General features: G+C 41.4%; 14 protein-coding genes. 10 read left to right on the forward strand and 4 right to left on the reverse strand.

Annotated elements, in window-relative coordinates; genetic code table 11:
* A partial coding sequence (locus EQO05_RS04490) for an S-layer protein domain-containing protein (RefSeq protein WP_128504201.1) occupies positions 1–1541 on the reverse strand: 1541 nt, incomplete at its 3' end.
* A gap of 865 nt (positions 1542–2406) precedes the next feature.
* Between EQO05_RS04490 and EQO05_RS04495 the strand changes: the two genes are divergently transcribed.
* The 5 genes from EQO05_RS04495 (at position 2407) to EQO05_RS04515 (ending at position 8694) form a co-directional block, all read left to right on the forward strand.
* On the forward strand, positions 2407–2982 hold the full coding sequence (locus EQO05_RS04495) for a hypothetical protein (RefSeq protein ID WP_128504203.1): 576 nt from the start codon (positions 2407–2409) through the stop codon (positions 2980–2982).
* 404 nt (positions 2983–3386) lie between these two features.
* Positions 3387–5030 (forward strand): tRNA uridine(34) 5-carboxymethylaminomethyl modification radical SAM/GNAT enzyme Elp3, encoded by a 1644-nt coding sequence (locus EQO05_RS04500; protein WP_128504205.1) that lies wholly within the window; start codon positions 3387–3389, stop codon positions 5028–5030.
* A 1003-nt stretch (positions 5031–6033) separates the two neighbouring features.
* Positions 6034–6429, forward strand: coding sequence for a DUF1699 family protein (locus EQO05_RS04505; protein WP_128504207.1), 396 nt, complete (start codon positions 6034–6036; stop codon positions 6427–6429).
* A 330-nt stretch (positions 6430–6759) separates the two neighbouring features.
* Positions 6760–7242, forward strand: a complete 483-nt coding sequence (locus EQO05_RS04510; protein WP_128504209.1) for a hypothetical protein — start codon at positions 6760–6762, stop codon at positions 7240–7242.
* Positions 7243–7293: 51 nt separating this feature from the next.
* On the forward strand, positions 7294–8694 hold the full coding sequence (locus tag EQO05_RS04515) for a DHH family phosphoesterase (RefSeq protein ID WP_128504211.1): 1401 nt from the start codon (positions 7294–7296) through the stop codon (positions 8692–8694).
* A 188-nt stretch (positions 8695–8882) separates the two neighbouring features.
* Here EQO05_RS04515 and nrpRII read toward each other — a convergent pair whose 3' ends face one another.
* From nrpRII to EQO05_RS04530, 3 genes are all read right to left on the reverse strand, one after another.
* A complete protein-coding gene (gene nrpRII, locus EQO05_RS04520) occupies positions 8883–9641 on the reverse strand; it encodes a global nitrogen regulator NrpRII (protein ID WP_128504213.1) in 759 nt (252 codons plus the stop codon).
* Positions 9642–9864: 223 nt separating this feature from the next.
* The gene (locus tag EQO05_RS04525) at positions 9865–10605 is read right to left on the reverse strand and encodes a glucose-6-phosphate isomerase family protein (protein ID WP_128504214.1); all 741 of its coding nucleotides are present in this window, start codon (positions 10603–10605) and stop codon (positions 9865–9867) included.
* A gap of 192 nt (positions 10606–10797) precedes the next feature.
* Positions 10798–11547 (reverse strand): ribonuclease H-like domain-containing protein, encoded by a 750-nt coding sequence (locus EQO05_RS04530; protein ID WP_128504216.1) that lies wholly within the window; start codon positions 11545–11547, stop codon positions 10798–10800.
* Between the two features lie 245 nt (positions 11548–11792).
* Between EQO05_RS04530 and mdh the strand changes: the two genes are divergently transcribed.
* From mdh to EQO05_RS04555, 5 genes are all read left to right on the forward strand, one after another.
* Positions 11793–12716 carry a malate dehydrogenase gene (gene mdh / locus EQO05_RS04535; RefSeq protein ID WP_128504218.1) on the forward strand — a complete coding sequence of 308 codons (924 nt, stop codon included), beginning with the start codon at positions 11793–11795 and terminating at the stop codon, positions 12714–12716.
* Positions 12717–13172: 456 nt separating this feature from the next.
* Positions 13173–13430 (forward strand): PRC-barrel domain-containing protein, encoded by a 258-nt coding sequence (locus EQO05_RS04540; RefSeq protein ID WP_128504220.1) that lies wholly within the window; start codon positions 13173–13175, stop codon positions 13428–13430.
* Between the two features lie 18 nt (positions 13431–13448).
* Entirely contained in the window at positions 13449–14180 is a 732-nt protein-coding gene (locus tag EQO05_RS04545; RefSeq protein WP_128504221.1) for a tRNA(His) guanylyltransferase Thg1 family protein, read from the forward strand.
* Positions 14181–14218: 38 nt separating this feature from the next.
* A complete protein-coding gene (locus EQO05_RS04550) occupies positions 14219–15172 on the forward strand; it encodes a tyrosine--tRNA ligase (protein WP_128504223.1) in 954 nt (317 codons plus the stop codon).
* Positions 15173–15375: 203 nt separating this feature from the next.
* Positions 15376–16548 (forward strand): chromosome segregation ATPase, encoded by a 1173-nt coding sequence (locus EQO05_RS04555; protein WP_128504225.1) that lies wholly within the window; start codon positions 15376–15378, stop codon positions 16546–16548.
* Positions 16549–16560: the final 12 nt, after the last annotated feature.

The raw sequence follows: 16560 nt of genomic DNA on the forward strand, positions 1-16560 counted from the left end.
ATGGTCATTGCGTTTGCGTAGTCAATGAGCCAGAGACCTTCGATCTGGGCAATGCTGTCGACTGCGCCCTGGAAGACCTGGTTGACATGGACTCTGAAGACAACAACATCATCTTCGTCCTGGATGTCATCAAGTTCGACTTCCCAGGTGTTTTCGCCACTTCCAACGACTGAGATGATTTCGTCATCTACGAATTCTCCGTCCTTGGTGAATTCGAGCCAGACTTTCTCACCTTCAACATCGACCTGCTTTGCTTCGAGAGCATAGCCTTCGCCGAGGTCAAGGGTTTCGCCGGTTCTGATGGTGTACCTGTCATCACTGTCAAGGGCGAGCTTGGCAAGCTTGTCAGCGCTGTTGGCTTTCAGAGGAATGTACTTCTCAGCAAAGAAGCCCATAACTGGGTACTGGCCCCACTCATCATATTCGAAGTCGACATTCTGAACGGTTGTCTGGTAGACAAGACCACCGTCAGGAATTACATTCCCGCCGTTAAGTCCAGTGACAGCCAGAGTCTCTGTAGTAACATCATCATTGAGGTCGTAGAAGAAACCTGCAAAGTTGGTTGCATCCCAGGTGAAGTCACCGTTAGCGACCTGTCCTCTGACTTCATAGGTTCCTGCGTCTGTGAGTTCCTTCATGACATAGAACCTGAGTACATTGGTTGGTGTGTCAGCGACCTTGAAAGACATGCCTTCAGCGATTTCGTTTGTGGAGTCTCTGGTCAGAGTGAAGGTATCTTCGTTGCTGATCACGAGACGGTCTCCCTGAATAGAAACATCGTTGAGTTCGCCGAATTCATCGTCAGACTCGATGGTCATTGCGTTTGCGTAGTCAATGAGCCAGAGACCTTCGATCTGGGCAATGCTGTCGACTGCGCCCTGGAAGACCTGGTTGATGTGTACTTTGAAGACAACAACATCATCTTCGTCCTGGATGTCATCGAGTTCGACTTCCCAGGTGTTGTCGTTAACTACTGAGATGATTTCGTCATCTACGAATTCTCCGTCCTTGGTGAATTCGAGCCAGACTTTCTCACCTTCAACATCGACCTGCTTTGCTTCGAGAGCATAGCCTTCGCCGAGGTCAAGGGTTTCGCCGGTTCTGATGGTGTACCTGTCATCGCTGTCAAGGACGAGCTTGGCAAGTTTGTCAGCGCTGTTGGTTTTCAGAGGAATGTACTTCTCAGCAAAGAAGCCCATCACACTGTAGTTGTCCCAGCCTGCGGCGCCATTAAATTCATAGTCAACTTCCTGAATCTGGGTCTCATAGACGAGGCCGCCCTCTCCAATCACGTTGCCGTTGTTTCCTGCAACATTTCTAATGGAAAGAGTTTCAGTTGTGACGTTGTCGTTAATGTCATAGTAGAATGCTGCAAACTGTGTAGCATCGATTGTAATACCGTCGGTGCCGACGATATCCTGAATGTTAGAGCCGTTGAACACAGGACCGCGGATCTCAACTGCTTCTTGTGCACTTGCGGCGGATGCAAATACAGTAAGAAGCATGAGAGCAGCCAGTGTAACTGCTGCAAATCTCTTCATTTTATTGTTCCTCCATGTTTGTTAAGATATGTCGTATGTAAGAAGAAGTGTCGGGATCAACACTTTAAGGGTTTCACCATTCTTCACCAAATTAGACGTTTAGATATCGTCTATTGCCGAAGAGGATTTCATTCCCTCCTTATCCCTCTAAATTGGATTACAAGTGTTCTATAAAATAATTGCCTTATTAAATCTTTTGTGGTCTATTTCAGAGAAATTAAACAGGAAAAGCGCAAAACAACGATACAAATGACGGTAAATGTCGAAAGAACTCAGGCAGGATATTCGTCAGGAGTTAACTTAAAAGATAAATTCGAAATACTTATAAGAGACTATGGAAAAAAGATAGTATAATTATAGAGCTCTATGCTAAATAATTTCCGATCATTAAATTTAAAATCCAGATTGTAAGAGTACCCATCATCGCATTTTAAAAAGTTCTGAGCAGGGTAAACTTCCAGTATATGGACGAGGCTCCACGCCTACGGCTTTCATGAGCCTGCATAAACCCCTGAAAGACACACTATGGGTATTTCCTCCAAAGGGAAGATGCAAGTTTTCTCAAAAACCTTATCTTTAGAAGGTATAGTAACAAGTACTTTTTCTATTTTTATTATAATACACAAAATCTTGCACTATATACAGGAGAGAATGGGATCATATTAGAAATTGACGATATAAAAATGGAAATATAAAAAAAGCATTATATGATACCAGTAACTTTAAAGGAAGGCAAAAAAGTCTACCACATTATGAATATGGAAAGAAACTAAATAAAATCATGAGACAGGATAATTTCATATTTGTAAAAAGTAATGTTTGTAAGAAAATAACATATGTCTAAAGATAAGAAGGGGAATTCGCTTTGGAATGTAAAAATATTATTCAGGATGTCATATGCAGGATAAAAGCCATCAAAGGCGTTGAAGATACTTATGTTTTAAATGAAGAAGACAAAGAGAAAATTCTTGAGCTTGAAAAAAAAGCCGAAGGGGCGGTACTTATGGGTCTTGGCGTAGGGGATAACCAGGGGATAAAGGAGGTCTTCAAACGCCAGGCAATCATAGCCTTTACAACTAATATGAACTATGTCTGGCCTGAAGGGCCCAATGTGGTGCTTATGCAGTATGGAGAAAAGGTTGGTGAAGATGTTTACGACCCCGAGAAACTTGAGGAATGCAAAAGATGTAATGATATGCTCGTGATGGGAAACTTTGTGATCTACAAGAGCGCAGTGCCCAAGCCAAAGGATTCAAAGAAAGAACCTATAACTGTTGTCCTTCCGCCTCAGAAATGCCAGGATGTAGAGTGTGTAGAAGGTGTCACCAATGCTGTACTTGCATCTCCCTCCACTCCATCGGACGAGTACATCAGGTCTGTAATGGGTCTCGAACCGGCAACAGGACTCGGAACTTTTATAATTGGATTCGATCCCTGCTAAACAATTAACCCGTAGGAAAAAGTACAAGCCTTTTCAAAAAAGGCTCGGGCAAAACTTTTTTCAAAAAGGTTTGATCAAAAACCCATGCTTAATCTAAACCGGCGTAGCCAGGGCGGGCTCAAGCGACGCCACGCTTGCGGCTCAACGGTCGCAGGACAGCGGTTATAGTTGGAACTCTGTTAAGCAACCGGCCCGTAAAGGCTAATGAATATAACGAAGCAGTTCTGTATAACGCATATTAAGTTACCATTACACCTGCGTCAAATATATACTACCAGTAAGATTAAATTAGATGGCTTTAGAAAAGCCAAAAATCTTTTTTTAACTTATTAGAGAAATAACTTTTTAGACAATTGATTAGAAGAAAAAGCCGGAATTCAGAAACCGGAAAGACGGAACTTGAGATGAGAGAAGATAATTATAATAAGGCCTGCAGGAAGATCCTTGAAAAAGCGCTTGCAGGCGAAATAGAAAGCGAAAATCAGTTAAATAAGGTAAAAAAAGATGTCAGTAAATGTTATCATCTGGCCAGCCTCCCCAGAAATGGAGATATAATAATGCAGGGATCGCCCGAAGAACAGGCGATAATTAAAGAATTCCTTAGAAGGAAACCAGTGAGAACGATTTCCGGGGTTGCGGTAATTGCTGTAATGACCTCCCCGGCTCCATGCCCGCACGGAGTGTGTCTGCCCTGTCCGGGAGGCCCAAACTCCACTTTCAAGTCGCCCCAGAGTTACATGGGAAGGGAACCTGCAGCTATGAGGGCAATCCAGCATGAGTTCGATCCTTATTCCCAGGTTAGATCCAGGCTCTCCCAGCTCAAAGAGATCGGCCACGACATAGATAAGGTAGAACTGATAGTTATGGGAGGCACGTTTTCTGCACGCAGTTTAGATTACCAGGAATGGTTTATCAAACGCTGCCTTGAGGCAATGAATGATTTCACAGGTAAGGAATGGAGGGAAACCGCCTGGAGAATAGGGAAATCTTTGCCATATATTCCTCTTGAGGAGGTGCAGAAAGCCAATGAAAAAGCTGAGATCCGTAACGTAGGGATAACATTCGAAACACGTCCGGACTGGACAGCCGAGGAACATGTGGACGAGTTTCTCAGGCTGGGAGGCACTAAGGTAGAACTGGGAGTCCAGAGTGTTTACGACTTTGTGCTCACCCGCATGCAGAGAGGGCATGGCGTTGCAGAGATTGTCAGGGCGAACCAGGTATTAAGAGACAGTGCATTCAAGGTTGGGTTTCATATGATGCCACACCTACCTGGTTCAGATTCAAAACTTGACATAAGAGGTTTTAAAAAACTGTTTGAAGACTCACGCTTCAGGCCCGACTATCTCAAGATTTATCCCACCCTTGTGACCGAAGGTACTCCTCTATACAGGCTCTGGGAGGCAGGAAATTACGAGGCGATCTCTGACGAAGAAGCTGCCGAACTGATCGCGGACATAAAGGGGATGCTGCCTAAATGGGTAAGACTCCAACGTATCCAGCGTGATATCCCGGCTCACCAGATCTTTGCAGGAGTACGAAAAAGTAATCTAAGACAGCTTGCAGAAGAAAAACTGAGAGAAAAGGGAGGGAAATGCCGCTGTATCCGTTGCAGGGAGGTTGGACACACTGGCCTGAAGGGCAGGGAAATAAATGCAAAGGATGTCGAGCTCACTGTGGAGACTTACGAAGCCTGCGGAGGCACAGAGCATTTCATCGCGTTTGAGGACCTTACTGCAGATGTCCTGATCGGATTTACTCGGCTGCGTTTCCCTGCTGCCCCTTACCGCCCCGAACTGCAGGATGCCGCACTTATAAGGGAGCTGCATGTTTATGGTTCCATGGTGCCTGTAGGAAAAGGAGCAAAGCAAAAGGAGTGGCAGCATAGAGGATATGGAAAGGAACTTCTGGAATATGCCGAGAGAATAACGCATGAAAACGGCTATAGGAAACTTGCAATTATTAGCGGAATCGGAGCCAGAGAATACTATCGGAAATTCGGTTATACTCTTGATAGCGTATATATGTCAAAAGTTTTAAAAGATTAAGACTTTGTCATTTTCAGTCAGGTCACTAATTTCACTAGAACCCTCTAAAAGCAGTACCGTAGAAGCACCCCTCACGTCACTTAAATGTGGAGGCATCGTTAATTTATGGGTTTGATGAGCTTTCAAAACACCGAGAATAAGAAAAAGTTGCAGTGTTTAATAGTCAGGCTCTCCAACCTGAAGAATATATTTTATAATAAGATTCTCCGACCTGGAGAATATATTTTATAATAAGGTTCTCCACTGAAAAATTTCTTTTGTTAAACAATGGTATATTTAAAAGGATTTTACAGAAAAATATTAAATAGTATAGTACGATATCGTATACCAATTCTTCTCAAATATATAAAATAACATAATATTAATAAAAACTCTCGGTAAAAAGTACCAGTTCTATCTCAACAAACCGATTTTCACAATTCCAACATGGATACAGGCTTGAAAAGAATCCTTCTGGAATTCAACAGATTTTACTTAAAAAGGAAAGAAAGAAGGATATTAGCCATTGTCACCCATATATCGTCTTAAAAAACAAAAGTTAAAAGTGTAAAATGAGATTAAAAACGTTCATAAAAAATTAAATACTATATGCCCCTAACATAGCAAAAAACCTCAAGTATAAATGTCAGGTTTTGAAAAATGATCTGCAAACTCTAGAATTCAGATAAGTCCTAAAACGAACTAATCGAATTTTAGAGACAATGAATCCAAAAGGTTTAAAAATAAATAATTAAGTAAACCCGATAAATAGAATTAGAAAACTTAAGATAAGTTTCAAAACCAGTAAAAACGTCAGAGAGCTCCGGAAAACCCTAAAATCCGGAAGGAACTCCGTAAATTTCTGGAACTTGAGGAAACCCTGAAGGGACTCTGATGAAGTCATATAACTCCAGAAAACTCGGAGGGGGCTCTGAAGAACATAAATAAAACCCTAAGAAACCCTAAAAATACCCAAAACGCTCTAAAGCACCTAAAAAATACCTGGAAACGAACGGTGATAAAAATGAAGATTAGAGTTGTAAGTTCAAAAGAAGAGATAGACACTTTAAAGCTTGATGAGGAAATTGTCCATCTTGCATTCAGGCCATCCAATAAGGACATTTTTAAACTCATCCTTAAGTGTCCAGAAGTAAAAGCGATCCACATCCCAAGCTCATACAAGAAAACGATTTCCAGTTCTGCACAGATGTATCTTTCCATGCAGAACATTGCTTTACTTGAGGGCGATGTATGGGGCCACAGAAAAGACATTAACGAATACTCTGAAGTGTCTCAGCACGTCTTTGACCGCATACAGGAACTCAAGGAAGAAGGGCTTTCTGACGAGGATACTATCGAAAGGCTTGTAAGAGAAACAAGACTCAGCCCGGATTTTGTAAGTTTTATAATATCGAATTAAAAATCATACAGGCCGGTCAGATCCTGATCGGCATTTATTTTCTTAGAAGTTACATTGTTTAAAATGATTATATTACTCAGGCTCTTTTTTACTTCTACACGAATTACTCTGAGATACATTTTCGTGTACTGATGCCAGTTTCTGAAATTTGATTTAGATAACGAATTTTATCAGTTTCAGGCGATTACTGGTAATTTCAAATAACACATCTTATTTCCCTGTACCGAAACCTGCTCAAGCTAAAATAAATGCTCCTGCCCGTTCAGGACGAAAAGACGTGTTCTAAGTAAAAAGTTTAAGTAAAATAGCGAAAACATTTAACAGGATTTCATGACTGAGTTTGAACGCATGCTTGTAAACTCATTTAATGCATACATTGAAGAAAACGGAATAAGAGCCATTTCTTACAGGCTTAAGCAGCATAGATTTACTTCACAGTTCCTTGACGTGCTTGTGGATTCTCTTAATCCGGACTTATACCTGGGAATTGAATGCAAAAGCATTTCAGTGGATAAGGGAGCAAATGCACTTTATTTCTCTCAACATTTTACTGTGGATAAAAAAGGAATTCATCAGATCGAAAGGATTTCGGAATACCTGGATAGATCAGGAAGACATGGGTTCCTTGCAGTGGAACTTCGCCTTGGACCAGGGCACGGCAGAGAAGCATACATGGTTCCCTGGGATGAGCTGGAAAAAAAATATCGTAGTCAGAATCTTAAACTTACTTTACAGGAAATCCGAAATTGTCCTGAAATAAAAAGAGAAGGAAAAGATTATAAGGTTGATCCGAGGGAATGGGAAAGAAAATAAAATCGGAAAAATGCAGTTAATTGAGGCAAGCAGAAAATCGTGGAGAGAGTAATGTCTGAGACAATGAAAGCACTTCATAGAGAAGCGGTGAGATGTGCCGAAGAGATTAAAAAGTACAAATCAGTCCATGTCGTATCCCATATTGATGCTGACGGGCTGACTTCGGCAGGAATTATCTGTACAGCCCTTGAGAGGGCCAATTTTGAATATACAACGCGTTTTGTCAAGCAGCTTGATGAAAAGTCTCTTGATGATATCGCAGACCAGAATCATGATATTGTCATTTTTACGGATCTGGGAAGTGGAATGTGCGAACAAATAAAATCTCGCAGGATTAATGCAGTAATCTCAGACCATCACCAGCCTCAGGGAAACCATCAATTCCACCTGAATCCTCACCTTTTCGGAGCAAACGGTTCCTATGAGTTAAGCGGCTCGGGAAATACTTACGTGCTAGCTTCAGCCCTTGGAAGAAATCAGGATCTTTCCTCGCTTGCCATAGTAGGGGCAGTTGGGGATATGCAGCACCTGAAGATGGGGCAGCTTGTCGGGATAAATAGGGAGATTCTGGAAGAAGGAGTCAAAGGAGGCATTCTCCAGTTCAAAAAAGACCTGACCCTATTCGGAAAGCAAACTCGCCCGATTTATAAATTAATGCAGTACTCTTCAGATCCTTACCTGCCCGGGCTTACAGGGAATGAAGAAGCCTGTATTGAATTTCTTCATTCCCTCAACATCAGCATAAGCCAGGACGAACACTGGAGGCGCTGGATTGACCTTGAAATCCCGGAAAAGCAAAAAATTGTCTCCGGACTCATCCGATACTGCCTCAAATCAGGTATGCCCTCGTACAAGATCGAGCGCTTGATAGGTGAGGTTTATGTTCTTCTGGGAGAGAAAGAAGGCACGGAAATGAGAGACGCTTCGGAGTTCTCTACTCTTCTTAACGCCACTGCACGCTACGACCATGCCGAAATAGGACTGGCGGTCTGCATGGGAAATAGAGAGGAAGCTTATGAAGATGCCCGCAAATTGCTTGCCGAACATAGACAGAATCTTGTTAACGGACTAATGTATGTTAAAGAAAAAGGAGTTGTCCAGCTTGAAAATATCCAGTACTTCGATGCAGGCTCCGAAATAAAAGAAACTATCGTGGGAATTATTGCAGGCATGAGTTCCACATTAGTTGAAAATAGGAATCTTCCCATTATTGCTTTTGCAAAAGCCGAAGGAGGCACCAAGGTTTCAGCAAGGGGAACTCAAGATCTGATCCGCAGGGGTGTAAATCTTTCGGAAGCCATGTCCATAGTCTCGGCTGAACTTGGAGGCGCAGGCGGTGGGCATGACATTGCAGCAGGAGCAACTATTCCTGACTGTAAAAAGGATGAGTTTGCGAGAAAGCTGGATCTGTTTATAGGAGAACAACTGCGAAGAAAGGCACATTCAAAGTAAAGAGATCAGCCTTCAGAAGCATACTCCGAAAAACGGAATTGAAAAGTAAATAAAGGCTCAATAAAAATATAAAGGCTCAATAAAAATATAAAGGCTCAATAAAAATATAAAGGCTCAATGAAAATAAGGGATTTTTAGACAATATTTAAAGAACAGAGAGCTTTCAGGGTAAGATTTATTATTGAGCCTTAGACCAGATCTTCAATCCTGCTCATCTCTTTAAATGAAATTAGCCTTGACATTGCACTGGTATCTATGTCAATCCCATATTCCTGCACAACAGCCATAGGATTTGTTCCTCCGATGACGACTATCCCCAGATGGTCTCTCTCGATGGGAACATCCAGAACTCGTGTATTCGGTTCCCCGACTTCCATGATTCCACTAAAGCCTGCATCCAGAAGGTCAGAAAGACAACTTTCAATCTCGTCTCTTGCAATCATAGGGGCTTCCCTGAGGTTTGCAAGAACCTTGCCTGAGCCTGTCCTGAGCATTTCTGACACAGAAGTAATGCCCTGTGACATCAGAATTTCAAGCGGGTCCACAGTCGTACTCACATAGGTCAGCACGTCGGTAAAGCGCACCGGAATCCCGTTTCGGATCTGAACAACTCCTCCGAGTTTGGGGTTTACAGGAATTCCTGCCTTGAGCAATACACCGTCAATCGTGATGCTGCATACTGTTCCGATACCTACCTTTCCCTTCTCAATAGTGAGGTCTCCTAGAGATTCTCCTTCGGAAATGATCTTAACGTAGGGAGTCACCGAAAGCCCGCTAGAAATCACCATCTTAAAGATTCCAAGCACGTCATCAAGATCTTTCTTATCAATAAGTGAGAGATTAAGTATAATGTCTCCATCCATTTTCTTAGGATCAAATGTAGTCCTGTACATGAGGTCCTTTATTCTGGATGATGTAAATTGAATACGGTATCCATTTTTTTGCATTTCAAACCTCCAGTAATTGAAGGTATTTATACCTAATATAAGTTATGTATTCTTGTTACAGATTATTCCCTGTTCTTACTGCTTATTTTTACAAGTCATCTACTTCAGAATTGAACCCCTACCCGGAAGACAGGAAAGAGAAAAAGTAAAAGTTCTTCGGAAAGAACGGCATGGAAAGAATAAATAAAAGCACAGTCCATGTAAGCTGGAAATAGCCTGTTTCTCAGAGTACTCCTGTTAAAAATGCTGTAAAATCCTGCGGAGCTGTCAAAAATCTGAGCTTTTCAATTTTATTTATTAGCTCATACATACTCTCTGTGGAGCCCAGCCCGAGTTCATCATGATCAAGGGGTTTAAGGTGACGGATAGCCGGGGTGTTTTTGTAAAGGGGGTTTTTAACAAAACCATCCTTAAGAAGGAAATAAGAAGCTCCGGAAAGTCTTTTTATAGGCTCGTAAACCGATGAGAAGTCGCGACAGACCCAGTTTGCCATTTCAAGAGTTTCTCCGGAGGCATTTATAGTCACGTGCCCGTATCCAGGAGGAACAAGCACCAGGTCTCCTTTTTTCGCTTTAATTACAACGACGTCCAGAACAAGATCTTCCTCACCATTTTTTACTTTTTGAAGAAGGTAGGTAGCAGAACCTTGCAACACCTGATAAATCTCAGGATAGGAAATATCTGTTCCTGGAACGCGCGGATGGTAGTGGCCTACAGTTTTAATGTATTCCGACCCGAGCATTTCGGGAGGAATTACAGTAATATCATATCTCAGGTGATTAGCTTCAATTGTTTCATGGTCAGAGTTGCTTTTCGCAAGGTCCCGGAACATGTAATACGCGTCTTGATTTCTGTCTTCTGTTTCTTCAAACCACTCCCTATCAAAAACTACATCTTCCATATCATGGAGTTTTCTCACATCTGCCACAGTGACTTTATCCCCGAACTTCAGTGTTACAGCCATTGAATTCCCCTTTCCTACCAGAGCATATAAGTAATATTCTGCTTGCAAATAAAAATCTGTTACTAAAACTGCCAATACGTTACCGAAATCGACTACCAGAAACAGCAGTATAAGTATATAAACTAATTGACGAAATACTATTGCTGCTTTTTGTCTACCTCTTGTCAATCCCGAACCTGAAACATTTATATCTCATTTTTTCAAAGCACTTTCAACCATTCTAGGATAGGTAAGTTCTATAATGGTTTTCAGATTAACTATATCATCTCTGTTATATTTAACAAGTTTGTCCAGAGCTTCCCGATCTCCTCTCTCATATCGTCTCCAGAGCCTTACGGCATCGAATCCTGTTAAGCCCTCGGTATCATTACCTCGGAAGATTCCAAGTGACTTTTCAATGTTTTTCAGGCCTCCATTGTATCCTATTCTTCTTAAAGGATACATAAGGTCTATATGGAGTTGCTTGAGCTCGATCTCTGGAAATTCGGACTTTATGAAAGGTAGATCAAAACGAGCGCCGTTAAAGGATACAAGCAGCCTGTATTTTGAAATTTCTTCTACGAGATCTTCAAGGTTAATATCTTTTATATAGGTCTTTGATTCTTTTCCGTTATATATTCCCACAATGGTTATTTTATCCCGGGACTTGGAAAGCCCCGTTGTTTCGATATCTACGAATGCGACAGAATCGGAAAATAAGGGGTACGCCCTCCAGTGTTCTGCAGAAGGAAGGCATTGTGAAAAAAAACAATGATCTTTTGCTGCCAGGTGCTCGGAAGATTTCCTTACCTCTTCACAAATTCTGGTTCTTCGCGACGAAGGTATGGGAACCCTGTCTTCCATTTCAAGGAATTCTTCCCATGTGTGTATTCCCTGAGCCCAGATCTTTTGCTCAAGGGTCTTCCCTACACCTGGAATATGAATGTATGTATTATTCAGCATGTTTCCCCTGAACATTTGGGGGTAATATTTAATAAAAATACTGCATGAAATCTGAAAGTGTACTAAAGAAAAAAACAGTAAGTTCAAGAATTAAATGACAAGAAATATTATAGAGATGTGAGCACAGATAGATATAAAAAATAGTAGTTTACCGGCAATAAAGAGTTATATTATAGAATAAATTTTTAAAGTTAGAAATTTAAAATTTACCTTAAAATAAATTGTTTAACACAGGTGTACAGTTAATGGCTAAAATTTCCGTGATTGGTGCAGGAAATGTAGGAGCAACTACAGTCCAGCGGCTGGCTGAACTTGAGCTTGGCGAAATTGTTATGACAGATATTGTAGAAGGGCTACCTCAGGGCAAGGCCCTTGATCTAATGCAAGCAGGTGCAATAAAGGGTTACGACACATCTATAGTCGGGACCAATGATTATGCAGATATAGCAGATTCTGACCTTGTAGTCATTACAGCAGGTATTGCAAGAAAGCCCGGAATGACCCGGGAAGATCTGATCAAGACAAACTCCAGAATAATAACCGACGTCTCCAAAAATATTGCGAAATATGCTCCGGAATCCATAGTAATTAGTGTAACGAATCCGCTTGACATTATAACCTATGTAGCTATGAAATCGACGGGTTTTGAGGCGAAGAAAGTTTTCGGAATGAGTGGAATTCTGGATTCGGGGCGTTTTGCGAGTTTTATTGCAGAAGAACTGAAGTGCTCGAAAAAGGATGTAAAGGCAATGGTTATAGGAGGGCACGGCGATCTCATGGTACCTCTTCCACAGTATACAACAGTATCAGGAATTCCACTCACGGATCTGCTTCCGGATGATAGAATTGCCAGGCTGGTAGAAAGGACAGTAAACGGGGGAGCCGAAATTGTAGAACTTCTTAAACAGGGCAGTGCCTTTTATGCTCCCTCGGCAGCTGTCGTCTCGATGGCGGAAGCTGTAATTAAAGACTCAAAGAGAATATTACCTGCTTCGGCATATCTGGAAGGACAGTACGGACAAGAAGGTATTTATTTCGGTGTACCCGTAAAGCTTGGGGCATCTGGAGTCGAAGAAATCCTTGAACTCAAACTCGATGAAAGCCAGTACGAAGTCCTCAGGAAATCCTCGGGAACTATTCGAAATGTGATTTCACAACTGGAATTATAAGAGAATAAACTGGATAAAATAAACTTAGAATTCAAAAATAAACCGATTTTGTAGAAAGAGGTTATGCAAACCCCAAAGAGTTCTGCTTACAGGTAAACTTCCGAATTATCTGTAAGTCAGAACAATTTCTCAAAAAGATATTTTGGGTAGTCGCAGGAAAATGTTAAATAAGCTGTACTCTTTGAGCAAATTAGAAGAAAAATAGTTTAAAGCAATTAAAGCTCCCTCTTCGTTATTCGACGTCGGGTAACGGATTTGAGAAAGCCAGATCACGTTTACCTGCCACTAATTTAAATAGGAAGATTTATTATAATAGTGACTGAGATTACATTTTTACATAGAGTGCGGAATAAAACTGGTAATTATATAAAGTCGGTAAAACTGTAAGATATATAAGTATGTTTTTCATATAAGGTTAAGAGAAAGATATAAATTAATTTACAAAGCAGGGATATAATGCGCGCAGAACTTACATCACTTTTTGGTTTAAACATATACACAAACACCGGTGTGTATGTAGGGAAGTTGCAGGACCTCGTAATTGATATAGAAGATCAGAAGATTACCGGGCTTGCTATTTCGGATATTAATAGGGAACTTTTTGACCTGACTAGCAGAGGCGTAATTATTCCTTATCGATGGGTTATAACGGCAGCGGATATCATTATAGTGAGAGACGTCATCCAGAGATACAAAAAGCGAAAAGAAGAGTAAGTAAATCTCGAAAAGTATATGAAAAACCGGGAAATCTATGCTGAAATGCGCTGTATCCCTCCAGTGGTTGTGCGCGCTGACGGCAGGAATTTTAAAAACACGCTTTCGGGCCTGGGCTTTAGAAAACCCTATGATCAAGCCTTCGCCAGGGCAATGGCGGATACTGTTGAGCTTTTTATTAAGAAAAGTGGTTTAAGCCCACTCTTTGCCTATACTTTTTCCGATGAAATCAGTTTTCTCTTTATGGAACTCCCGTTTGAAGGAAGAGTCGAAAAAATTGACTCTGTCCTGGCAAGCTTTCTGGGAAGCGCACTTACGATAAAACTCCAGCTTGAGGAACCTGTGGCTTTTGATTCCAGAATAGTAGTTCTTCAAAAAGAGGAAATTCCTGCATATTTTCACTGGAGGCAGCTTGAAGCCTGGCGCAATTTTGTTGCAAGCTGGGGATATTATACGCTGAGGAATGAAGGAATTAATAAGACTGAGGCTTCAAAATATCTCAAAGGAAAAAAAGAATGGGAAATTCACGAAATGCTTTTTGAAAGGGGAATCAATCTTGCGGCGCTTCCTGCATGGCAGAGGAGAGGAGTCATTATTTCCAAGAAGGAATACGAAATTTCTGGCTTTAATCCTTTACTCGGCAAAGAGGTAAAATCTCTGCGCAGGAGGGTCTTTCAGGACTGGGAAATTCCGAATTTCAAATCCGAAGAAGGTGTAGCATTTTTACAGAAACTTATTAATAGAAATTGAGTTTTTGAGAATAAGAAAACAAAAGGAACGTAGAGGCAATGGACAGACTCGAATTTATAAAAAGAAATGTTCAGGAAATCGTAACTGAAGGAGAACTTGAAGAACTTCTTACTAAAAAAGAAGCTCCTCGTGCCTATGTAGGATATGAACCCAGCGGGAAAATCCATATGGGGCACGTTCTCACAGTAAATAAGCTCATTGATCTGCAAAAAGCCGGATTTGAAATTACAGTCCTGCTTGCGGATGTACATGCTTATCTTAACAAAAAAGGCACGCTTGAAGAGGTCCGAAAGATCGCAGATTATAACAGGCGCTGCTTTATCGCACTCGGGCTTGATGAAGAAAAAACCGATTTCGTATATGGGTCTGACTATCAGCTTGGCGCAGAGTACATGCTAAATGTTCTCAAGCTTTCAAGGGCAGTAACTTTGAACAGGGCACGCAGGAGCATGGACGAAGTCGGGCGAGCCATGGATGACCCAACGGTTTCCCAGATGGTATACCCGCTGATGCAGGCTGTTGACATTGCCATGCTCGAAGTTGATGTTGCAGTTGGAGGCATTGATCAGAGAAAAATCCATATGCTTGCCCGTGAGTATCTAAAGAGCCTGGGATTCGGAACACCGATCTGCATTCACACTCCAATTCTACTCGGATTAGACGGAACCAAGATGGCTTCTTCAAAGGATAATTTTATTTCAGTAGACGATCCAGAAGAAGAAATCTACAGAAAGTTTAAGAAAGCTTACTGCAAGATAGGAGATATCGAAGAAAACCCGATTCTGGCCCTCTTCCGCTACCATATATTTCCCAGATACGAAACCGTTGTTATAGAAAGACCTGAAAAATTCGGTGGGAATATAAATTATCCCGATTACGAAGAAATGGAAAAGGCTTTCGTAGCAGAAAGTGTCCATCCGATGGACCTGAAGAACTCAGCCGCAAAATATATAAACGAGATATTGGACCCCGTCCGAAAAGTTCTTCTCTGAATATGAAGATGGCCGGATCTTCCCGGTCATTTCAGAGAAATGCAAACATAAGATATATCCAGTACAGGAGATATATTCATACAAGGTTGTTCATTTAAGGTAAGAGACTTATTCTATAAATAAAGAAAGCTCCTGGATAAAATGTTATATAGCTATAGGTCATAGAATATTTGAAGTGTTGTTTAGTTATCCAGGGTGCTTTTATGAAATATATTTACCAGGACTCTAAGGAACTGCCTGTACAGCGGGATTTCATTGAGGATCTGAAAACTTTTTTAGGCGTAACTTCCCAGGTAATCCCTCTGGAAAACTCTATAATAGAGATAAAGTGCAAGCGTAAAGAAGCACTCCATGAATTGAAAAGTAGAATAGAAGGAATGAATAATTTTGAAGAAAGGCTCGAGACTTTACTTAAAAGATTAGTAAATGAAGCTGATATCGAGGATGTTATACCCTGCGCTAATGCAGTCCTGCAAACCTGCAATGAAAATCTAAGGAAGAGAAAAGAGGTTCTCGGAGCCGAATGCGCGAAAATTGAGAATGGAGCTCCTTATGAATACAAAAAAATTGAAGCAAAAATACTTGAGGTTCTTAGCAGGTTTTTAATCTCGGGGGTTTACGGAACTGAAAAGAGATTTGAGCTTTCCAGCACTGCAAGTGGCGTCTCAGGAGAAATGGAGAGTTGGGTCTCGGGCTTGCAATACCATTACAGTCTCGGCTTTACAGAAGAGAGCCTGACCGTAGAAAAACTGCTTGGAAATCTGAGCCTGCCAGCGTGGACGCGGGCCGGAATCCTGCGAAAGGAAGAGAAAATAAAAATGCAGGACCTTTCCGAATTCCTTATAACCTTTCTGGAATACGATACCCAGAGAAATGTACGTATAACTTTTGAAAACAGAAAAGCAAACCGGAAATTCAGGATAGAAGGCGGGGATCACAGGTACTTTGTATATGAGGATAATAAGGAGATAACCGCTGACAAAGAACTTGGGGCTTTTATTGATATTGAAGCCCTGGCGAGAATTCCTGAAAAAATCCAGATTTATCTCAGGACAAATATACGCACCTACACCCTCTCAAAAGTCCTCCTTGACGAAGAAGATGCAGTTTCCACCAACCAGATATTTGATTGTCTGAAAGTGATTGCCGAGCAGTATGGGGTAATCGTTCAGGAGTGCCTGGCAAAAGGGCATAACAAAGAAGAAATAACTATTAAAATAGAGGAAGCTGACGGCACAAGGACTGAAAAATATATAGCGAAAGCCGAAATCTACACCCAGCTTGCCGAGGTGGGAAGTGAAGGTATCGAGATTGCCGGAATACTTGGCGTTGACAGCAGGACTCAGATCAGAGATAGAAAGTACCTCATAGTCTAAACCTTATATTTT

The sequence above is a fragment of the Methanosarcina sp. MSH10X1 genome (assembly GCF_004099695.1).
In the GTDB taxonomy this organism is placed as follows: Archaea; Halobacteriota; Methanosarcinia; order Methanosarcinales; family Methanosarcinaceae; genus Methanosarcina.